This window comes from Vibrio sp. 10N.261.51.F12 (genome assembly GCF_041471725.1).
Lineage (GTDB): Bacteria > Pseudomonadota > Gammaproteobacteria > Enterobacterales > Vibrionaceae > Vibrio.
This window is the reverse complement of sequence record NZ_JBFROV010000041.1, coordinates 38,986-61,934: the sequence shown is the minus strand read 5'-3', so window position 1 is coordinate 61,934 and position 22,949 is coordinate 38,986. Positions and strand designations below refer to the sequence as shown.

Below are 22,949 nucleotides of genomic sequence, written 5' to 3'. Positions count from 1 at the left end.
GACGGTATGGAGATATATGCATAATGGTAGGTTTTATTGAGCTTTTGTTTCCAATGCCTTTATTCGTTCGGCGTGGTCTTTGAGAATATCGCGCATCCATTTAATATCGACCTTTAGGGCAATGACGGTCGCCATCGCTGACGCGCCGCCCGTGAGCGCTGACAGCAAAAGTGATTCGACTAACCCCATTAGCGAGCCTTAAATTCATTGCGTATCGTTTCCCAAAGCCCTATCACCACCGGAGCCGCTGCACCAATGATGCCGCCAGCTTGCACACCATCTTGTGTGACGGTTGCTGTGAGTAGTTCTGGACGTCCTGCGAACAAAGCGGCGGCGCTACCCAATAGCACCAAGCCTTTTTGTGTGGACGGTTGAGAAAAATCAATCCCGCTTCTAAGAAACGTATATTAATGTCGCCCCCGTTCGATTGAGCATTGCTCAATACATCGGCATTTTCATTACCGCTATCATCGAGGTATGAAACGTCGCCCGATATGTGGATTCGCGGTGACAACGACTCTAAACCCTGCAAAAAGGACATGGGAAAACGTGCACGAACCACACCGCTACCTGTAAACTTTCGACCTTCCAATTCATGCGCATAAGGGTGAGGTAAAATTTGCTCAATATTGCCACCGCCAAGAACCGCCCCTGAATCACTAACCAGAGCCAGAGAAAACGAGACCTCTCCAACATAGCCCACCAACGCAACGTGCATCGATACATCAAAAACCAACATTGCTGTCATCAAGCCCCACGAAATGACGGTATAATAATTTTTAATAGTCAATAAGTTATAGTGCATTACATCTTTATCGAAATAATATTTGCAACGGAAATTAATATAAGTAAACCTTAGTCTACCCTGTCTACTATAGGTCGCCATTATAATTCGAACGCGTGCAATTAATATTCACAAAACCAGTAAATCCCTTGATATCATAACTGTAATTAAATTCAATATTTATACTTAACTGCATATAAATAAAACCTGCTAATGAGTTTATGTTTTTAGTTATTTTTATTCGCTTTTATTAACAAATACTATTTACAGCGTGATTATTTTGATTATTCTATAAATGAACGGTCGGACAGAGACCGAATAACTAAATATAGAAAAGGAACATTCTATGACACTACCTCTGATGTGGTTTGAAACAAGTTATACACGAATTAAAAAGTGGGATACCGAAGGGCTTTCTCTGTTAGAAGCAGAATCAGCACTAGACACCTATTTAACAGACAACAACCCTATTTCACTTGAAATGGCAGACTACGTTGCAGAAAACTGGACTTGTAGACGAATACAAATGCTGGATGCAGATGCCCGTCGTACGCTAATGAGGATATGGGATGAACGCGAAATCGCAGCACAGACGTAAAGCGACTCGTAGAGCTAATCAAGGTAGATCTTTACTACCTTGATTTCTTTTGCCCTTTTGATTTAAAGTTCTGGTATGGAAATACATTCCTGATTCTTTGCTGACTTTTCTTATTAATTGATTTTGTGAATTTTAATAGCATGCCAGAACGTGTTTGGTATACTTTCAATATTCCCGTGATATGATCACGTTCAGATATATCTTTAAGGTTATGATGGAATGAAGGTGGTATGTGCCCTTTTATTTTCAATAGCTTTCCATCTGATATTTGAACGGTGAGTACTGGTCGGTCTATTGCAACCAACCAAAATACTAATAGCGCACCAAGTAAAATAACATACAACATGTACAAGCCTCCTTATTTACTCATCATCAAGTAGTTTACTTAAATCTTCCTTCAAACTACTCACTGTTTGTGTTGCTTTCTCGCTTCGAGATGCTTCACTCAACAAGTACTCAATAGCTTCAGAAAGCGTACATCCAAGCTCATTTGCTCTATGAGACAACTTTTCCCAAACACGAAAATCCAAATCAATGGACTTCTTTTTGGTGTGGATCTGCTCAGCATTATAATGACGTTTTCTTTTCGCTCTAATGGCCTGCTTCAGCTTATTATCAACATCGGATGACATATGCTGACCAATCCAATCCAACACAAGTGTTGGTTCATTTTCAATGGCTTTTAACTGTGAAATCGCCGCATCAATTTCACTCGTATCGACATATCGTGTGATGTTTTCTCCGTCTCGATACTTTTTTGACAAATATTGCCATTTCCAACCACACTCTAAGTTTTCAAGTTGTTGGTATTTCATTACATTTGCCTCTGCCTTGATTAGAGTGACAGCGTAACCCAGTTAGCATGACTTCTCAATCTTTCCTAGTTCAAAGTGAGAATCTAATCTCGTTGATTTACGTCCGATTGACTAACTTTAGTTATCAAATCGTTGTATACTCCATGCAAATCTAAACTAAGTCCCCAAACAATGAATCAAGTCCTTTGGCAAGATGTCTGCCCGCAATATGATGAGTTTCAAACCGCGTTAGATAATGTTTTAAACATTGCTCCAAAATCCTTATTCGACCTGCAACCTAGGTTGAGACAAACCGTACAATATTTTGCCTCAAGTGCTTGCTTCTCTAAGGTGTTAGTCATTAAAGATGGTGGCAGTTTAGCTTATCGTAAGCTCATTGCAGATGAACTACGTAGCTTGGGGGAACACGTCATTGTCGCCCAGGATGCACGTTCAGAAATACTGTTTGATCGATATGACATCGCCGACGGTTTAACACACACGAAACAAGGCCTAATCCACCAATCGAATGATGGTATTTTGTTAGCTTCTGCCAACACGGTTTTATCTTCTGTGATTAGCTGGAGTAATACAAAGGCATTGCTCCAGGGCGCGCAACTTGAAGCAACACCCATCAATGCTCTAAACAGCCAAATTGAACAACCGATTTATTCATCCGACTTCAAACTAATTATCATCGGAGATAGAGACCAACTAGCCGATTTTGATTACCTTGAAGCCGAATATCGCTCAGGATTCATGCAGTACACGGAGCTGGAAAGTGATTTCAAAGTCAACACAGACTCTATCGAACTTTACCTTGGCTTTGTGAAACAATTAGTCACCAATAATCTTGGTGATTACCGCTTAGATACATCCGCTTATCTCCGATTGCTGCAAGCAGGTGCTCGCGAAACTGAAGACAAACAATATGTCCCTCTTTCTCTTGATTGGCATCTTGCTGTTTTGGGAGAAGCGTCATCGTATTGCTCTAACCAAATGATTTCTGCAGGTCATATTGAGTCTGCAATTGTTGCAAAGCGCTATCGTGAGGCTTATTTGCCAACACGTGCGGTAGACGACATCCTAGAAGGACAAGTCGTTATCGAGACGCTAGGTGAACAAGTCGGCCAAGTTAATGGCCTTACTGTTATCGATATGCCTGGACACCCACTCTCTTATGGTGAGCCCGCTCGTATCTCTTGTGTTGTGCACTTTGGAGATGGCGACATTGCAGATGTCGAACGGAAAGTTGACTTAGGTGGTAACATCCACGCCAAAGGCATGATGATCATGCAAGCGTTTGTGAGTTCAGAATTAAACTTAGATGCTCCGCTACCCTATTCTGCTTCGATTGTGTTCGAACAATCGTATTGTGAAGTTGATGGTGATAGCGCTTCTCTTGCTGAGTTATGTTCGTTAGTCAGCGCATTGTCCGGTTATGCTATTGACCAACAAATCGCGGTCACGGGCGCTGTTGACCAATTCGGTCGAGTACAAGCCGTTGGCGGTTTAAACGAAAAAGTAGAAGGTTTTTACAGTGTCTGTAAGCACCAAGGATTTACAGGCCAACATGGTGTTATTTTACCCAAAACCAATGTACAGCATCTTGCGTTAAGTACAGAGGTTGTTGAAAGTATTAAAAATGGTCAATTCCACATCTGGGCGGTTTCCCATGTGGATGAAGTGATTCCATTACTTCTTGGCAAGCCATTTAAAAGTGAATCAGAAGAAAGTGTCTTAAGTAAGATTGCCGAGCGTATTGAAAACTTCGAGAAACTCGAACTTCCTGAAACCATGTTAGAAAAGATTAAAAACTGGTTCATTTAGTTGTGGTCGGAGTTGTTTAGCTTACACGTGTTCTCTAAGATGCTTATATTAAAATTTGGAGTAATTTAAAAATGCAAAACCGACGTGATTCGTATACTCGTGAAGATCTTTTAGCCTCTAGCCGTGGAGAGTTGTTTGGTGAAGGTTACCCTCAGTTACCTGCTCCAAATATGTTAATGATGGACCGCGTCACTAGAATGTCAGAAACTGAAGGTGACTATGGTAAAGGTCTTGTTGTTGCAGAATTAGATATCACACCTGATCTATGGTTTTTTGATTGCCACTTTATCGGCGACCCTGTCATGCCAGGTTGCTTGGGCTTAGATGCGATGTGGCAACTTGTTGGATTTTATCTTGGCTGGGTTGGTGGCGAAGGTAAAGGTCGTGCACTTGGTGTGGGCGAACTTAAGTTTATGGGACAAGTTTTGCCAACCGCCAAAAAAGTCACCTACGAACTTCATCTAAAACGTGTTGTGAATCGAAAACTCGTAATGGGCATCGCTGACGGCCGTGTACTTGTGGACGGTAAAGAGATTTACGTAGCGAAAGATTTGAAAGTTGGTTTGTTTAAAGACACGTCTAGCTTCTAATTGATGGGTTATTAAAAACGGCTGTATTGGCCGTTTTATTTTAACCAAACCAATTAAGTTATAGTGCATTAGAGCCATAACAAAAAGGCCTCCGCTGAGACCTTCATGTTTTAATTCTACTCCGACTATTTGAAAAGTCCTGAATGTCTATCATCCCGCGCATCGCGCCACCCGCCAAGCCAATATGACTTCGCATCCATTTGTTGATATGGACAGGTTTCCATAGATTTACCGTTCGCTCCCGCTTTGTATCCTTGGGATTGAGCTCGATCTAAACGGTCACGCTTTTGTCTCTTCATAGTGCGGTCCTCGCTATACAAGACCAACTGTGTGTTAGCCTTCTAGTATTAAAGATTGGTGGAGTTTTTATGACTCCCTAGTAATAATTGTCTACTTTCCACCAGAACTCAAGGTATAAAAAAGCCCAGATTTACAGAAGTAAACCTGGGCTGATCATTAGACGACTTTACTTGTTACGGCGTAACCCCAAGAAGCCTAAGAAAATCATTGCGATCCAACCTAAGCTGCCACCTTTACGTTCAACAGGCACAGAATCTAAGGAGCGAGTTACAATTGAGCGGTCTGCTGCATTTGCGATCGGGATCAACTTCACCGCGACGACTTTTTCTCGCGTTTGACCATTACCACAATAAGAGTTATGGCCTGTCGAATCATAACCAGGTTCACACTTAAGGGCGGTAGCGGCAATCACGCCATCATCATTGATATCAGCGGCATCAATAATACGATAGTGGTTGTTATTCTTACTGATGTCGGCGTCGCCGCCATTAGTCAAATCATCAAGCAACCAAGGTTTGCCTTGGAATACAGCGAGACGGTTTGCATCAGTTCCTGTGGTATCGTACGGATAAATAAATCCACGTTGACGACGCTTTTTACCGTAGAACTCCGTCGCTTGTTCAGCATCGACAGCACCGACAATTTCGTTAAAGTTGTTGATTGCGCCAGTCTTACCGCCGACACCACGGAAAAAGATACCGCTATTACCATTCAGTTCGTCGAAGTACTGGGCCGATGCACCGCCGCTACTGTTCACTTGAGATAGGAACATTCGATTTGCCGCTGCACCGTTTTCACGCTTATCGCCACGTCGCTTCGCTTCGCCAATTAACACTAACTGTTCATTGATGTCGGTAGCGACTGAGTTACTGTAAATGAAATCATCGCCGTCTTTAATCGTCGAGCGACTGATCCGAGATGGTGACCAAGCATTACCATCCATTATGGGTGTATCGTTTGGTCTAAACACAGTAGCCTCAACGAAAACATTACTTCCGTCTTGATAACTGTTTAAACCAACGAGTACTGGTTTGCCGTTAAAAACGTTGGGGTTTTTACTAACAACCGCACCACGAACACTGCCTTGCATGGCTTTTTTATCGACGTTTCGCGAGGTACCATTATTCCAACCTGATATTGCAGTTACGGCACTGCCATCTGAAGACCAAACGGCCGCTTTGGACGCAAACGCAAAATTTTGACACTCACGTTTTGCTGCTGGGTCATCGCCTGAAAGGCAGTTGTTTAGGTCGCCTCCCCAGTTTTTATTGTCATCGTTATAATCGAATGGACCTACTGCGGCACTACCGACATAATAGGTACTACCGCTATCTGTAAATGAATCCCAGGCCATTGTGCGGCCCATTTGAGTCGTAATCTGCTTTTCTTGATCACTACCACTATCGGCAATAGGTAAAAGCATCGTCGTATTTGTACCATCAAATACGTAACCACGTTGTCTATAGGCAGTGGCCAACTTGCCTGAATCCAGCTTAAAGTAACCTGAACTGGTCGTGCCTATTGTCTTTTCAGCATCAAGGTTATTGATAACAATATTTGCTGAGTTAGCTTCTGCTACTTGAATATCACCAGGTTTATATATTGACGTTGGATCGACAGATAGTTTCTCTACAGCGCTTGTTTCATTGCCGGAGAAGGCTTGGGCATTAGACTTATACTCACTTGCATTATAAGCGTCTCTTTCACGCTTTAATCCACCAATCGAACTAAAACTGTGCCACATTTTATCGGTCCAAGCCGGGTCACAAGTCTGGTAACCCAATTCAGAACGACAATAATCTCGATTTCGATTCCAATCCGTATAATAAAAGCTAACATCAAGGTTATGTGGAATTTCATCCCTATAAGAAAACCCTTCTGACCCATTTCTTGAGTCACCATAAAGCGTATAATCCGGACAGCTGCGACCGTCATCAAAACAGCCCATCGGCGATGAAGAGAGATCGTCGGTTGTTTTCGCTATTGCTGAGCCATAAAACTCAGTGTAAGTCGCGTCATAGATACCATCACTTTGAATGCTGGCGGTTGGATCAACTTCTACTACTTTGTATAAAGCGGCATGTGCGGTGGTTGCAGCGAATACGCTTGCAGCGACCATTGAAATTTTAAATTGTTTACAACTCATCTAGGCTAACTTTCCTGTTGCATTGCTTCAAGCTCTTCCCATCGCTCGAAAGCAACGTCCAACTCCTGCTCTTTAGCAGAAAGCTTATCTAATACGGGTTGAGTTTCCTCAACGGGTTTTGAGAAAAACTCGGCGTCGTTCACCACTTCTTGTAGCGTACCAAGTTCATCTTCTAACTGCTCGAGTAGTGCGGGTAACGCTTCTAGCTCTCTCAGCAGTTTATACGACAATTTTTTCGGTTTGGAGTTCACCGCTGTTGGGTTCTTTTTCGTTTCAACTGGCGATTTTTCTGTCACCTTGACAACATCAACACCACGTCGGGCATCTTTGACCTGCAAACGTTGCTGCTGAGCATCATGATAACCGCCTACAAACTCTTCAATAACCCCTTCACCTTCAAAAATCCAGCTCGTCGTCACAGTATTATCAACAAATTGACGATCGTGACTAACTAACAGCATTGTTCCTTGATAATTACCGAGTAAATCTTCGAGCAATTCGAGCGTTTCAATATCGAGATCGTTCGTTGGTTCATCGAGAATTAATAAATTATTAGGCTTTAGGAAGAGTCTAGCCAATAGCAAACGGTTTTTCTCGCCACCAGAAAGTGCTTTAACCGGTGTACGTGCTCGTTTTGGCGCAAACAAAAAGTCTTGAAGATAACTCAACGCATGTCTTTGACGGCCACCAACCGTGACTTCCTGTTTACCATCGGCGAGGTTATCGATGACGGTTTTTTCCGGATCGAGTGCCTCTCGATATTGGTCAAAGTAAGCTACCTCTAATTTGGTGCCACACTTCAATTTTCCAGAAGACGGTTGCAACTTATCAAGCAGCAACTTGATTAGAGTACTTTTGCCACAACCATTTGGGCCAATCAAAGCAATTCGATCGCCTCTCATAATATTGAAAGAGAAATCTTTAACGATCGTCTTTCCTTCAATATCGTAATTTAGACCTTCTGCTTCAAAGACAATTTTTCCTGAACGCGTGCTGTCATCAACGTTAAGATTCACTTTACCTTGAACCTCACGACGATCACTTCTCTCTTCCCGAAGCTTTTTAAGTGCGCGAACACGGCCTTCATTTCTGGTGCGACGGGCTTTAATACCTTGTCGAATCCATACTTCTTCTTGTGCTAATTTTTTATCAAACTCTGCATTTTGCATCTCTTCGATACGCAGGTTTTCTTCTTTTTCAATCAGGTATTGATCATAATTACCCGGATATGAGACTAACTGGCCTCGATCCAAATCAACAATACGTGTCGCCATCGAACTAATGAAGGCGCGATCGTGCGAAATAAAGATAATAGAACCGCGGAAATCTTTTAAAAACGTTTCAAGCCATTCAATCGTCGCGACGTCTAGATGGTTGGTTGGCTCATCGAGTAATAGAACATCAGGGTCACACACCAGTGCACGTGCCAGTGCGGCTTTGCGTTGCCAACCGCCCGACAGATCGGTAAGCAGCGTGGCTCCGTCGAGTTTTAATGCGGCAAGAATATTTTTGATTCTGTCTTCAAAACGCCAAGCCCCAAGAACCTCAAGGTTTTCCTGAACGCGAGCAAGCTTGTTAATGTTTTTTTCGCTTGGATCATGCATCATCAGATCGAGTAATGCATGATACTCCTTGAGAACTTGACCTACCTCTGCAAGCCCTTCTGCCACGTAATCTTCGACCGTGCCTTCTTGGTTGCGGGGTGGATCTTGCTCAAGACGAGAAACGACCACATCTTGTGTAATTTGCAGTTTGCCGTCGTCCATGATGATTTCACCGGCAATGACTTTCATTAATGTCGACTTACCGGCACCGTTACGGCCAACTAAACACACACGTTCATTTTCTTGAAGTGCAAAATCTGATTTGTCTAGCAAAGGATGATCACCAAATGCTAGTTGTCCATTATGAATGGTAAGTAATGCCATTGAGGTTCAACCATTGTTGTAATTGATAAATATCGAAGGGCCAATTTAGCTCTGAAGTATTTGTCGCGACCACAGGTATAGTGACACCGTAACGCTCAAATAAATCGTCGTTGAATGCTATATCAATTGTTTCGAATTGTAGAGAAAGCCCTACGCTATGAAGCAGTTCGGATGCCATCTCACAGAGATGGCATCCTTCCGTACTGTATAAAATCAGTTCCTTTGTCATTAAATCATTTAGCTCTTGTGAGTAATCAGCCAGCAGTTATGGATATGCTTATTGCGGGCAAAATCAAGCGGTAAGGTTTTATCTGAAATGTTCTTCGCGACAAGCCCTACTTGAGCAAGTGCATCATGGTCCATCTTGAACAAACGCTTGTTATTGGAAAAAACAATCGTTCCGTCTTCTCTGAGCAAACGTTTAAGATTTTCCATCAGCATGACGTGATCACGTTGAACATCAAATGATTGAGACATGCGTTTTGAATTAGAAAATGTTGGCGGGTCAATAAAAATTAAATCGTAGTCCGTATTTTCATTCTCTAGCCATTGCAAGCAATCCGCTTGAATAAATTTATGCTGCCCACCCACTTGGTTGTTAAGCTGCATGTTCTCTTTAGCCCACTCTAGATAAGTGTTGGACATATCGACTGTTGTGGTGGATTTTGCACCACCAACTGCTGCATGTACGGAAGCAGAGCCGGTATAAGCGAACAGATTTAGAAAGTCTTTCCCTGCAGCCATTTGACCTAATTTACGACGAGTAATTTTATGGTCAAGAAACAGCCCAGTATCAAGATAATCATGAAGATTAACAATCAACTTAGCGCCGTACTCATTAACTTCCATGCGATCAGATTTCGTTGCCAATCGATTGTACTGAGATGAACCTTTCTTCTTCTCACGAACCTTAATCACAACGTTATTCGTCTCAATACCGGTCACGTTAATGCTGGCGCGAATAATTTCCGTCAAGCGACGTTTTGTCTTCTCTTCTGGAATGTCTTTAGGTGCGGCATATTCTTGAATGACAAGATGGTCTTGATACACGTCAATGGCGACATTGTACTCAGGAAGATCGGCGTCATAAATACGATAACAATCCAACTCCTCACGCTTAGCCCACTTGGCTATCTTCGCAAGGTTCTTTTTAAGTCGGTTAGTAAAATCAGGGGCAATGACTTGGTCAGTGCGTTTTTCGGCAAGTTCACCTGCAGAGCGTCCAGATATTGAGTAATTTTTCTGGTGACACGGTAACGCACCATTATTCAACTTAAATTGTTTGTCAGCACGCATACGTAAACAACTTAACAGGTCATCAGAGCTTGAAAATATAGAAGCGTTACAGCCACCGAATTCGATTTTTAATTGATTACCAAACTCAGTATATAATGCGATTAGACCAGGTTCGGTCCCTAGTCGCTCGCCATAAGGGGGGTTACAAATAATCACGCCATCGCCAAACCCGTCAGGCTTCGTCAATTTACTCGCATCACCCACTGCAAACGTAATCAGGTCTTCAACACCAGCACGGCGTGCATTGTCTTTTGCCGTTTGTATTACTCGAGGGTCGTTATCAACCCCCCAAAACCGGCTGTCAGTTTTCTTGACACCGCGTCGACCTTGCACACTGGCTTCCGATTTAGTCTCTGCCCACAGCTCAGGTTGGAAGTCTTCATAGGCTTCCAAACACCAACTTTTGCGCTTAACGCTTGGCGCCATATTGGCCGCAACCATCGCGGCTTCAATCAATAACGTTCCAGAACCACACATAGGATCTAATAAGTTACCACCAGGCGTCCAACCACTCCTAGCTACAATAGCGGATGCTAAAGTTTCACGTAATGGTGCGCGACCCGCTTCGGTACGGTACCCACGTTGATGTAAACCGGAACCAACCATATCAAGGCCTAATATCGCTTTCTCTTTATGTAAACGTACGTGAATACGGACATCAGGGTTTTCTTTACTGATATTTGGACGTGGTAGGCTCTTTTTAGTGAAACAATCAACAATTGCATCTTTTACTTTCATCGCGCCGTATTGGCTATTGCGAATTTCATTGTTAGTGCCGTTAAAATCCACAATGAATTTTTTAGAACTATGAAAATGGTTAACCCAATTAACTGCAGACGCAGACAGGTACAAATCCATATCATCTTGACAGGTGAACTCAGCGAGAATCTTAACGAAGCGAGAAGCATATCGGCTCCACAGGCAAAGACGATAGATCTGCTCATTAGTTGCTTTAAATTTCACCCCTGCCTGGACGGGATTGACGGTTTCGATTCCAAGTTGCTCAAGCTCACGAGCAAGTAAGTTCTCAAGCCCATTTGAAGTAACGGCAAGATATTGATTCATAGTGTTTGTCTGACTGCGGAAAAATGGCACTAATTATACCTGATAAAGCCGAATCTCACTAACCAAACAAGCCGCTTTACTCATGATTACTGTTTATTTGCGCAAGCTTTAATCATATGAAAACAAACAACACTCCTCTTGATTCACTTTGCCATTTTTTAAATACAACTCACGCCCGTATCGCTTAAGGCCGAAGTGACTACTTATTCACACTAAAATTGGACTATACCAAGCAAATATAATTACTGAAAGTTACTTACATAATGAATAAAATGAGGAATAAATGATGAAAAAATAGAGGTTTTATGATGAAAAATAGAGCGCAAACTACGTGATATTTATCGCAATTATTTGCGGCCCTTCAAAATATGTCGTGACGGGAAAGCCCTTATGAGGATGCTTCCATGAAAGCGATGGTATGAGGTGGCGTTTTCCAAACAAAAAAAATCGACCCTAAGGTCGATTTATTATTGATGGAGCATCTTAACGTTGGAATAAAGCACCACTGCTTTTCCTCTTTGGCGTTCTCACGCCCTTGCTAGCCAACCAATGCGATTGGCTCTAGCGACGTCATGTAGAGATGTGCTGAAGCCATCCTATCATGCATCACTTTAATACTTTGACCAAACTGGACCCCTTTAGATGACGTCAGGTTAAACGCCTCTAAATCGACTAACGCGCACAAGCTCGCGCTCTCTCCCACTTCTAAGACAATAAAGAACCCCGCAGAGTGCTGGTTCGTCAATCGAACCAACTCGCCTTCTTCAGGCTCGAATACGGTATTCTGATGGTCAAAGAACCAGCTCTTCGGCTGTACCGGCTTATGAAAGCGCTTGGCCGCTACACAATACAGAGCTAACTCGGCTTGTCGTGGTTCAGAAAGGTCTAATGTACTAATTTGGTCTTTATAGATTTGAAACGCGGACGCGTCATCAACTGTGAAGTTATTCTGACCCATCGCGCACTCAACTAAGAGTTTTCGGGAAAGATTGGTTTTAAAAACCATCTCATCTCCCAAATCCAGCATCAGAGAATTTTCATCCTCATCCATATACCAGATCCATGTATCGCTGGGTTTAAGCATCGTTCCGTCTCTTATAACTAAAGAATAATCAGACTGTTAGGTAAAACGCTTAATTACCTTTTTGGTCAGTTGATTCTAATTCTACAAACGATTGGATAAAAAAAAAGGGGAAAACTATTTCCCCTCTCTATGGTTATAACTTGGACAGAACTGTCAATATATGAACGTATTGCTCGTCTATGAGCGTATTAATGAGTGAAGAACATTATAAGTTCTTCACTATCTCTTTCACGAGCTTAGGTCCATGGTAAATAAAACCTGAATAGACTTGGACCAATTCAGCACCAGCCATCAACTTTTCTTTTGCAGATACATAAGAATCGATCCCGCCAACACCAATGATCGGTAGTTTACCTTCAAGATGCTTAGCCAGTAAGCGCACCACTTCGGTACTGCGTGACTGAACCGGTCGTCCGCTCAGTCCACCAGCTTCATTTGCATGCTTCATACCGTCAACAATGGTACGGTCTAACGTCGTATTCGTCGCGATCACACCATCTATATTGTTGTTAATGAGTGATTCACAAATCTGTTGAAGCTCATCATCGCTAAGATCTGGAGCAATTTTCAACGCAAGTGGCACATACTTTCCATGCTTCTCGGCCAACTCGGCTTGCTTTGCTTTTAGCTCACTGAGAAGATCGTCAAGTGCTTCACCATACTGCAGCGAGCGCAGCCCTGGTGTATTTGGGGAAGAAATATTAACGGCAATATAGCCTGCATGTTCATACACTTTTTCCATGCAAATCACATAGTCTTCAGCCCCTTTCTCAATCGGTGTGTCTTTATTCTTACCAATATTGATCCCAATAATACCGTCGTACTTCACCTTTTTAACATTCTCAACTAGGTTATCAACGCCTAAGTTATTGAATCCCATTCGGTTAATAATGCCCTCAGCTTCTACAAGACGAAAGAGGCGTGGTTTGTCATTACCCGATTGCGGACGTGGTGTAACCGTCCCTACTTCGACAAAGCCAAAACCCATGGCACCAAATGCTTCAATGCACTCGCCATTTTTATCAAGACCAGCAGCAAGTCCCACTGGATTCTTAAAAGTCAGTCCCATACATTCGACTGGACGATCAGGTAGATGTTGACGATAAGCTAAGTCAAGAGGTGTGCCGGTAAAGCGCTTGAAGTTTTGAATAGCAAGATCATGAGCCTTTTCGGCATCAAGTTGAAAAAAGCCAGTTCTGGCCAGACGGTAAAGCATGGTGCCTCCGATAGATAACCCGTGTAAACGGGGAGGTATTATTCACGCAAACGTTTAAACTTGCAATTGAGAATTCGCTTTTGTTTACCAAAAGCAATCGTTTAGGCGAATAAGCATACAATCACAGAGTGACAACGTCACTAATAACGCTAAAGTAATAAAAAACGCCCTAATTGGGCGCTTTTATTTAGGCTAAACCTAACATTATCTGATTAACATACTGCGTGAAGCTCTGGCTTAAGCCGTGGCCGCACAGTTTAGATTAAGTAGGCTTAACTCTCTTAAGGCCACAGAGAACTTAGCAAACTCATGAACATTACCCACTTTAAATTCATTGAGTATGTTCTCCCAACGTTGAAGGCTTACTGAGTTCGTCTCCATCCAATTATCAAGTGACAGGATAACGTTTTTATCGTCACCACAACCACACCGCAGTACTTGGGCGGTGAGTTGGCGTTGTTGCCAATCGAGATCTTCTCTAAATGCCGCTCTTGCAAGTGCTTGCCAGTTATTGTCTACCGCTTGGCCATTGATTTGATTCAAGAACCAATGAAGCGACAAACGATCCCCAAGATGGAAATACAGTTTTGATACTTGCTCAACAGCAACGTTGGCTTCTGCGGCTATTTCTGAAATATCCACAGCAGACAATAGGCTTGATAAACGAGACACATAGTTTGCTAGATCTGTATCTACCCCGCTCTCAATCCACACTTGGGCTTGTATATTGTGTTCAGCGACTTCTTCATTAACTAAACAAGTTTCAAGTTTTTGTTCAATTTTAATCACATTATCGCGGTAGCGTGCGACAAGTTGTTCTACTGACTGCTTGCCAGGGCGATTACGTAATAACCACCTCGCTAACCGGCGTAATGTGCGGCGAACAATAAACAGTAGCTCATATTGAGCCTCAGAGGTCGCGACATTATCAAGTTTACGAATTTGCTCAAAGGTAAATGCAAAACCGTAAATCTCTCGTGACGCTGCATAGGCGTTTGCAATATCAACAATGGTTGCACCCGTCTCTTCTTTTAGACGCGTAACAAAGTTGCACCCCATTTCGTTCACCATTTGATTCGCCAATCCTGTTGCGACAATTTCTGCCTTCAATGGATGGTTAGGCATACTATCAATATAGTGACGGCGTAACAGTGATGGGAAGTATTGAACTAATTGTTGGTTGTGATACGGATCATTGGCAATTTCATCAACGGCTAATTGCTCTTTAAGGACCATTTTCCCATACGCGACAAGAACAGATAGCTCGGGACGAGTCATCCCAATGCCTTGCTTCTCTCGCTCTAGCAAATCATCATCGGCGGGAAGATACTCTAACCCACGATCTAAATAACCGGCTTTTTCTAGTGTATGAATAAACCGTATTTGCTCCTTCATAAGCGGAACGCCCTGGTATTCAGTCACTGAAATAGACTCAGCTTGGCAATATGCATCGTCAAGCACGATGTCACCAACTTCATCTTCCATTGCCTCAAGCGTCTCATTGCGCTGTTTAATCGTCAGATCACCACTTGAGACCAGTCCATTAAGGAATATCTTAATGTTAACCTCGTTGTCTGAGCAATCTACGCCACCAACGTTATCGACAAAATCAGTATTAACTCGACCACCAGCCAACGCGTACTCAATACGGCCAAGCTGTGTCATACCAAGGTTGCCCCCTTCACCAACCACTTTAGCGCGTAAGTCACCGCCATTGATGCGAAGTACGTCGTTAGCACGGTCTCCTACGTCGGTATGCGTCTCCGATGACGCTTTCACGTACGTGCCGATTCCACCATTCCAAAGAAGATCAACTTTCATAGAAAGTAACATCTTGATGAGATCGTTTGGCGTCACGGAACTTTTCTTTGTGCCCACCATTTTTTGGATCTCGGGCGTCAATGTGATCGATTTCGCCTTGCGTGGGAAGATCCCACCACCAGCAGAGATCAATTTAAGATCGTAATCTTCCCAACTCGAACGAGGCAGATCAAATAAACGCTTTCTCTCGATCCAGCTCGTCGCTGAGTCTGGATTTGGATCAATAAAGATGTGCATATGGTTAAACGCGGCTTGCATACGAATATGCTTGGAAAGCAACATACCGTTACCAAACACATCTCCTGCCATATCGCCTACACCAATTGCAGTAAAATCTTCACTCTGGCAATCAATTCCCATTTCGCGGAAGTGTCGCTTAACGGACTCCCATCCGCCTTTCGCTGTAATACCCATCGCTTTATGGTCATAACCGTTAGAACCACCAGACGCAAAAGCATCACCAAGCCAAAAGTTATACTCTGCTGATACAGCGTTAGCTAAGTCAGAAAATGTTGCTGTTCCTTTATCCGCTGCAACCACCAAGTATGGATCATCTTCGTCATGACGTACCACACTTTTTGGGGGAGCCACCTCTCCTTCGATGATATTGTCAGACACATCAAGTAACGCACGAATAAACTGCTTGTAACAACGTTGACCTTCAGCAAAAATTTCATCACGCGAAGTCAGTTGTGGCTGACGCTTACAAACAAAGCCACCTTTTGCACCAACGGGCACAATCACTGTATTTTTAACTTGCTGAGCTTTTACTAAGCCTAGAATCTCGGTACGGAAATCCTCTTGTCGATCAGACCAACGTAATCCGCCACGAGCGACCTTACCGCCACGTAAATGCACACCTTCTATATCAGAGGCATACACAAAAATTTCAAATGCAGGGACAGGGGCTGGAATATCCGGGATCTTAGACGGCTGCAGTTTCAGCGATAACCAAGGCTTATTAAGTCCTTTATCATCTTTTTGATAATAATTGGTACGCAAGGTCGCTGAAATCATTTCGACGTATCGTCTAATAATACGATCATCGTCAAGGCTCTCAACCTTATCCAATTGAGTCTCTATTTTATCAACAATTCGTTGCTGGCCTTTCTTGCTGCCCTTCAACGACGGCATGAATCGTTGAGAAAACAATTCAACCAAGTCTTTAGCAAGCTCTGGATAATGGTTTAATGTATCCTCGATGTAGTGCTGGCTAAATGGAAAACCGACTTGCCTCATATAACGCGCATATGCTCTGAGGATAGAAACCTCACGCCCCGTTAAACCAGAGCCAAGTACCAAACGGTTAAACCCATCACTTTCTAGATCCCCAGCCCATATTGATGCAAAAGCTTGTTGGAATCGATCGCGGGCTTCACGAAGATCTACCACAGTTTCGCTCTTATGGAGCATGGAGAAATCAAGGATCCAATAGCTACCGCCATCGTTTTTAATGACTTCGTAAGGCGATTCACCGATTACTCTCAAGCCAAGGTTTTCAAGCATCGGCATCACATCAGAAAGATGTATTGGCTCATCTTGATGATATAACTTAAGCTTTACTTCTTTTGAATCGGCCGCAGCTTCTTGAGGTCGATAAAACAGCATCCCTAACTTGTTACTTTCGCTCAATGCTTCAAGGCGTTCGATATCGGCGACTGCCGAGGTTGGCATCATGTCTTCTTTGTAAGAGCGAGGGAAAGCTCGAGAATATACCTTAGAAAGCGGTAATCCCTTACTCTCACCAAAGTTAGCCACGATCGCTTCTGATAAACGATCATCCCATGACGCCGATACTTCCATCAAATTCTGTTCTATCGCTTTTACATCCACATCCATATTGTTGTTATCAACCCTTACTATATAGTGTGTTCTGGCCAGAGGGCTTTCAGAAAAATAGGTCGTAAATTCAACTTCTTGCTCGCAGCCAAAGTAACTTTTTAAGATCCGTTGCGTATCTTTACGAAGCTGGGTGTTATAACGGTCTTTGCTTACATAGACCATACAACTAAAGAAGCGACCAAAAGGATCTCGACGCACAAACAAGCGGATCAGGTCTCGATCCTGCATTTGCACTACACCCATTCCTATCTCAAGTAATTCTTCTTCTTTGGCCTGAAGCAATTCATCACGGGGATAGTTTTCAAGAATGTTTCGCAGCGCTTTATAAGAATAGGATCCATTGCGATAACCGCTTGAATCAAGAATTCTATCCATCTTTTCACGGATCAATGGAATCGTTGAAACACTCTGGTTATAAACGGCAGATGTATAAAGTCCAGTAAAGCGATGCTCACCGATCACCTTCCCGTGCTTATCAAATTTCTTGATACCAATGTAATCGGTATACGCAGGTCTATGTATACGACTCGCTTTATTACCTTTGGTTAAGATCAGTAAGAAAGGCTTTTTTGCTTCTAGTCGAGCTGAGTCAGAAAAATCTGAGATTTTAACGGCGCGGACTCGTTGCTCACTAGAAAACAGACCAAGCCCTCTTTCTTCCGTTGGCTTAAGAATTGAGTCGCCATCTACTTGGACTAAGTCAAATTCTTTGTAACCCATGAAAGTAAAGTTGTGGTCTCCTAACCATTCCAAAAACGCCATCGTTTCATCAAATCGATCATCTTCAGTCGGTAACATCGATTTATTCTTAAGCAGATCTTGAGTGATTTCCTTAAGTTTATTCGACATCGGCTCCCAACCATTAACCACTAAACTCGTATCTTCGAAAATAGTGACCAGCTCATCTTTGAGCGATGTCATTTCTTGCTTGTCGTTAAGTCGGTCGACTTCAATGTGGAAAATAGACTGCAAATGCCCTTTCTTTTCATTGACCGAAGTGATCTGCCCGTTACTGTTCCTCTCAAATTGAGTCGGTCCATGTAGAGTAATATGACAGGTCAAATCAAGTCGGTTTAAAGCCATCTTAACGGAATCAACAAGAAACGGAGAATCCGGGACCGCAATTTCAACAATAGTGTGTGTCGATTGCCATCCATGTTTACTTACAGACGGATTGAAAACTCGAACTGAGATTTCATCGTGTTTCTTTTCGTTCAGGTGGTGCCATAAACTAATCACGGCACCATACAGGTCGGATTCATTTCGTTGTAACAAATCATCAGGGGAAACATTTGAAAAGATATGCTTGGCGAGTTTGGTCACTAGAGGTTGATTCGAACCCTCAAGTTTCGACTCAATCAATTTGTACACTTTCTCCAGAAGAACCGGAACAACGGGTTCGCGCGTGGTCATGATAACGCTCCACTTTTCTATTTTTATGGGGGATAAGGCTGCTTTTATTGTAAAAGCTTTATTGATAAAGAGTTAATAAAATTTAGCAGTAGTAGGAGAGAAAAGTTTGATATTGTGACTAATGTACTTATTTATATCGCTAGCAAACGTACTAATTACAGTGAATCTAACCGTAAAAATTTATTGTTGTGGTCAGTTGTCAATCTAAAACGACCTTTTATACCCAATTGTGTTAAATACGCTCGAAATCTGACCGCCGGTAATTGTAACCGTAGGCCACAATCTGTTTGAACCATAATGCTCGAAGCATGCCCGGAATAATGAGAAATAAACGCTTGGTAACTCAAGTTCATCGAAAAAAAATACTTTTTGGTGACCAATTTTTACCTCTCGCACAAATACTGTATATAAAAACAGTATCAAAATTGACTAAATAATAGGGTTGGTTGTTAATAAATGCAGAAATTCGTTCAATTTTGTTCATTAAACAGACAATAATAGAACATTGAACGACAAGTCAAATAGAGCTGTATATAAAAACAGTACTTTCGACTTGTCATTGCCTTGTGCACTTATTGTTAACTAAAAAACAAATTATTTATTCGATTCACGTCACCGGTGTCTAAGCTTCTAAGGCCTTAGTGACTTTTTCAAATAGATCATTCGCAAGGTTATCTAGTGCTTTCAGCTTTTCTAACTCCACGACAATCAAGGCTTGTCGGGTTGCATCGTATTTCTTAAATTTCAGCAAGGGATCAATCAATCTTGACGCAACTTGAGGGTTCGATTCATTTAGTTGCTTTAGAATCTCGCCTGCAAACTGGTAACCACAACCCGAAATATCATGGAAACGACGTGGGTTCATATTTAGAAACGAACCGACCAAACTTCGTATACGATTTGGATTATTGAGGCTAAACGCAGAGTGAGACATACAAGCTTTTACGTTATCAAGCGCATCTTCACTTGGGTTAGAACCTTGTAATACAAACCATTTGTCCATCACTAGCCCATCATGACTCCACTTGTGACTGTAGTCATCCATCAAGGTTTGCCTTACCGAAAGAGATGCACTATTCGCTGCGGCCATTGCGGCCATCGTATCAGTCATGTTATTGGCAGCTTGAAATTGTTCATGAACCAGGCCTTCATACTCATCGAGTGTCGCTAAGTACTGTAGGCAAAGATTTCTGAGCGCACGCTTGGCAATAGCCTCGTGCTTAATGGTATAAGCTTCTTGACGAAGAGAATGATATGTCGCAGAAAATTCATCTTTCAGTTCGAAGGCTAAAATCGACTTAAGCCCTTTTAACGCGTCGCACACTGCATCAACAGGCACTGTATCGTACCAACCAGCAACCTCATTAAAGCTTGGTAATGATAAAACTTCAGCGATAAATGCCGGATCAAGCTGATCATTTAAGATCACACCGCGAAAAGCATCTACAACAAGATCGGGTAAGGCAATTGATTGCTGATTAACGACCGACTCGACATTTGACTTAATGTACTTGGCCAAAAGCATTTGTCCGGCATCCCACTTCGCAAAGTCATTTTGTGCGTGAACCATCAGAAATGCCAATTGTTCATCTGAGTAATCGAATTGTAATTTTACCGGTGCCGAAAACTCCCTCAACATGGACGGGATGGGTTGAGATGTAATATTTTCGAATACATACGTTTGCTGTGCTTGTGTCAAGTTCAAGACGTTATCAGTCACCTCACCGTTACAGCGTAACTCAAGAATATTTCCTGACTTATCATACAGTTCTACATCGAATGGAATATGAAGCGCGTGCTTCTCTGCTTGATCTTGAGTCGAAGGTGTCACTTGAGTTAACGTCAATGAATAGGTATTTGTGTTAGCATCAAAATGATCGGTAGCCGTAACACATGGTGTCCCCGATTGGCTATACCATAATCGGAACTGCTTAAGATCAACACCAGAAGCCTCTTCCATTGCACAAACAAAATCTTCACATGTTGCTGCGGTGCCATCATGTCGTTCAAAATATAGCTTCATTCCCGCTTGGAATTTTTCTTCCCCAAGTAGCGTGTGCATCATTCGAATAACTTCGCTCCCCTTTTCATACACGGTAAGCGTATAGAAATTATTCATCTCTATCACTTTTTCCGGACGAATCGGATGAGACATTGGACTTGCGTCTTCCGCAAATTGCGGGCCACGAATAATGCGGACGTTATTAATCCGATTAACAGAACGAGAACCTAAGTCAGACGAAAACTCCTGATCTCGAAAAACCGTAAGCCCTTCTTTCAAACTTAGTTGAAACCAATCTCGACAAGTAACACGGTTACCCGTCCAGTTATGGAAATATTCGTGACCAATGACAGCTTCAATTCCCAAGTAGTCTGTATCCGTTGCCGTATTTTCATTCGCTAATACAAATTTTGAATTGAAAACATTTAATCCTTTGTTTTCCATCGCGCCCATGTTGAAAAAATCAACAGCAACAATCATATAGATATCGAGGTCATACTCTAAACCAAATCGCTCTTCATCCCACTTCATTGAATTGATCAACGACACCATTGCGTGGTTCGCTCGGTCAAGGTTTCCCTTATCGACAAAAATTTCTAAAACCACATTTCTACCAGACTGAGTAGAATAGTTATCACGAAGCACATCAAAATCACCCGCCACTAGAGCAAATAAGTAACAAGGCTTTGGATGTGGATCTTGCCACACGACATAGTGCCGATCTTCTGATATTTGGCCTTCTTCAATTTTATTACCGTTACTTAATAAATACGGGAAGGCAGCTTGGTCGGCAATAACTTTCGTGGTGTAAGTAGCAAGCACGTCCGGTCGATCAAGAAAATACGTGATGCGCCTAAAACCTTCCGCTTCACACTGAGTGCAATATGCACCATCCGAAAGGTACAGTCCCTCAAGAGCTGTGTTAGAAACTGGAGAAATCTTGTTTTCAATCCGAAGTTCAAATTCTTTGGGTAAATTATTAAGCTTTAACCCCGTTTTAAGTATTTGGTAATCTTTCCAATCTTGATTGTTCACTTGTACTGAGACTAACTCAATACCTTCCCCATCGAGAACAAGTGTGCTCGACTCTACGTTCTGCTTAACTTGAGATATTGCTGTTACGATCGTGTTTTGTTCATGGAGGTCAAAAGTGAGATTAACATCTGAGATAATATGAGAAGGCGATTGATAATCGCTACGGTACTTGGCTTTAGGTGCTGACTCAGTCATCCTTTAGTCCTTATAAATTATTGTTAGCATTTTTGCTTAGATACAAATTGATTATACCCCCATGTATCAATTGATTGCAGGATAGAAACGAAAAAAACGCCAATTAACATTGGCGCTTTGAGATAGATTTGAATGAAGGTTTTATTGGTACCTATATCAACTGCAGTGACAGTATGGTGCTTCGCGAGTGGAGTCGACTAATCCGTAATCCGTAATCCGTAATCCGTAATCCGTAATCCGTAATCCGTAAAATTATCGGATTCTATTTAATACCGCAAACATATCACCGTCTTCCACTTCCAACGTTAATTCATCCTGGTTAAGTGTATAAGTCGCATCATGTTCACCATCTTGATACAACAAAACAATATGGTCGTCTTCGGTATAATACACACCGCTATGAATAGCTTCATTACCTTCATTAGAACTTACACGAAATGTGAAAACAAAGTCTGGTTGCAGAACCAAATCCATTCTTGCAATATCACTTGCATGTTTGTCATCGCCGGTCACGGTGGTCGAAGACCAAATACCAGCAAGTGCATTCGGTAGCGCTTTAGTGAATACCACTCCGTTCAAATTTAACATGTGATGATTACCATCATATTTGTAAACTTGAGGTTCATCGCTATTAAGTCCCAAAATAATCGTGTCTTCGTTTGCGGTGAACAGTCCTTCCCAGTGTTCGATACTGTAGTCTTGCTTCTGAATATCAATATTGAAGGAATAATTAGAATTAAGTGATAGCTTGATCGCCAAAAAGGCATCGGGCGATTCTTCGGGACTGGGGTTAATCAGGTACCAATCACCGAGTAAAAACGGTTGGTCAAACTGGGTTAAATCATTGTTGTCTTTACGCGTATCTGATATTGCTCCAAACGACACGACACATAAAATCAGTGTAATCCATCTCATATGCTTCCCCTTTGCTGTTCATATAAGCCTAGGTGTTCAACGAGAGAAAGCGAATTTTTTTGATCTAAATCACAATTTTTATTGTGATGTATCAG

Annotated in this window: 18 protein-coding genes; 3 read left to right on the top strand and 15 right to left on the bottom strand. The window is 42.3% G+C overall.

Going from position 1 to position 22,949, the window contains the following annotated elements; all coding sequences use genetic code 11:
- Positions 1-33: 33 nt before the first annotated feature.
- Positions 34-189, bottom strand: a complete 156-nt coding sequence (locus tag AB4405_RS21440; protein WP_372062754.1) for a hypothetical protein — start codon at positions 187-189, stop codon at positions 34-36.
- Between the two features lie 43 nt (positions 190-232).
- Complete coding sequence (locus AB4405_RS21435; protein WP_372062753.1) at positions 233-748, bottom strand: hypothetical protein; 516 nt, start codon at positions 746-748, stop codon at positions 233-235.
- A gap of 382 nt (positions 749-1,130) precedes the next feature.
- On the opposite strand from AB4405_RS21435, the gene AB4405_RS21430 reads away from it, so the two are divergent.
- On the top strand, positions 1,131-1,382 hold the full coding sequence (locus AB4405_RS21430; protein WP_102467770.1) for a hypothetical protein: 252 nt from the start codon (positions 1,131-1,133) through the stop codon (positions 1,380-1,382).
- 34 nt (positions 1,383-1,416) lie between these two features.
- On the opposite strand, the gene AB4405_RS21425 is transcribed toward AB4405_RS21430, so the two are convergent.
- Positions 1,417-1,728 (bottom strand): DUF3634 family protein, encoded by a 312-nt coding sequence (locus tag AB4405_RS21425; protein WP_102467771.1) that lies wholly within the window; start codon positions 1,726-1,728, stop codon positions 1,417-1,419.
- 16 nt (positions 1,729-1,744) lie between these two features.
- Complete coding sequence (gene matP / locus AB4405_RS21420; RefSeq protein WP_102467772.1) at positions 1,745-2,197, bottom strand: macrodomain Ter protein MatP; 453 nt, start codon at positions 2,195-2,197, stop codon at positions 1,745-1,747.
- A 171-nt stretch (positions 2,198-2,368) separates the two neighbouring features.
- On the opposite strand from matP, the gene AB4405_RS21415 reads away from it, so the two are divergent.
- Complete coding sequence (locus AB4405_RS21415; protein WP_372062752.1) at positions 2,369-4,006, top strand: S16 family serine protease; 1,638 nt, start codon at positions 2,369-2,371, stop codon at positions 4,004-4,006.
- A gap of 71 nt (positions 4,007-4,077) precedes the next feature.
- The gene (gene fabA / locus AB4405_RS21410) at positions 4,078-4,596 is read left to right on the top strand and encodes a bifunctional 3-hydroxydecanoyl-ACP dehydratase/trans-2-decenoyl-ACP isomerase (RefSeq protein ID WP_102467774.1); all 519 of its coding nucleotides are present in this window, start codon (positions 4,078-4,080) and stop codon (positions 4,594-4,596) included.
- Positions 4,597-4,721: 125 nt separating this feature from the next.
- Here fabA and rmf read toward each other — a convergent pair whose 3' ends face one another.
- The 11 genes from rmf to AB4405_RS21355 form a co-directional block, all read right to left on the bottom strand.
- Positions 4,722-4,895: a ribosome modulation factor gene (gene rmf / locus AB4405_RS21405; protein ID WP_102467775.1), complete on the bottom strand. Its 174-nt coding sequence runs from the start codon at positions 4,893-4,895 to the stop codon at positions 4,722-4,724.
- Between the two features lie 167 nt (positions 4,896-5,062).
- Positions 5,063-7,042 carry a DUF3466 family protein gene (locus AB4405_RS21400; protein WP_372062751.1) on the bottom strand — a complete coding sequence of 660 codons (1,980 nt, stop codon included), beginning with the start codon at positions 7,040-7,042 and terminating at the stop codon, positions 5,063-5,065.
- A 5-nt stretch (positions 7,043-7,047) separates the two neighbouring features.
- The gene (locus AB4405_RS21395; protein WP_372062750.1) at positions 7,048-8,970 is read right to left on the bottom strand and encodes an ABC transporter ATP-binding protein; all 1,923 of its coding nucleotides are present in this window, start codon (positions 8,968-8,970) and stop codon (positions 7,048-7,050) included.
- Positions 8,948-9,199, bottom strand: coding sequence for a glutaredoxin family protein (locus AB4405_RS21390; RefSeq protein ID WP_102467778.1), 252 nt, complete (start codon positions 9,197-9,199; stop codon positions 8,948-8,950). Before AB4405_RS21390 ends, AB4405_RS21395 begins: the two co-directional genes overlap by 23 nt.
- A gap of 8 nt (positions 9,200-9,207) precedes the next feature.
- The gene (rlmKL, locus tag AB4405_RS21385; protein ID WP_372062749.1) at positions 9,208-11,331 is read right to left on the bottom strand and encodes a bifunctional 23S rRNA (guanine(2069)-N(7))-methyltransferase RlmK/23S rRNA (guanine(2445)-N(2))-methyltransferase RlmL; all 2,124 of its coding nucleotides are present in this window, start codon (positions 11,329-11,331) and stop codon (positions 9,208-9,210) included.
- Between the two features lie 538 nt (positions 11,332-11,869).
- Positions 11,870-12,415, bottom strand: coding sequence for a cell division protein ZapC (locus AB4405_RS21380; protein WP_102467780.1), 546 nt, complete (start codon positions 12,413-12,415; stop codon positions 11,870-11,872).
- Positions 12,416-12,620: 205 nt separating this feature from the next.
- On the bottom strand, positions 12,621-13,631 hold the full coding sequence (pyrD, locus tag AB4405_RS21375; RefSeq protein ID WP_372062748.1) for a quinone-dependent dihydroorotate dehydrogenase: 1,011 nt from the start codon (positions 13,629-13,631) through the stop codon (positions 12,621-12,623).
- Between the two features lie 237 nt (positions 13,632-13,868).
- Positions 13,869-18,707, bottom strand: a complete 4,839-nt coding sequence (locus tag AB4405_RS21370) for an NAD-glutamate dehydrogenase (RefSeq protein WP_372062747.1) — start codon at positions 18,705-18,707, stop codon at positions 13,869-13,871.
- Positions 18,708-18,862: 155 nt separating this feature from the next.
- Positions 18,863-19,087 (bottom strand): DUF2835 domain-containing protein, encoded by a 225-nt coding sequence (locus AB4405_RS21365; RefSeq protein WP_372062746.1) that lies wholly within the window; start codon positions 19,085-19,087, stop codon positions 18,863-18,865.
- 242 nt (positions 19,088-19,329) lie between these two features.
- Positions 19,330-21,939 carry an aminopeptidase N gene (gene pepN, locus AB4405_RS21360; protein WP_372062745.1) on the bottom strand — a complete coding sequence of 870 codons (2,610 nt, stop codon included), beginning with the start codon at positions 21,937-21,939 and terminating at the stop codon, positions 19,330-19,332.
- A 252-nt stretch (positions 21,940-22,191) separates the two neighbouring features.
- A complete protein-coding gene (locus tag AB4405_RS21355; protein ID WP_102467785.1) occupies positions 22,192-22,854 on the bottom strand; it encodes a hypothetical protein in 663 nt (220 codons plus the stop codon).
- Between the last annotated feature and the right edge of the window lie 95 nt (positions 22,855-22,949).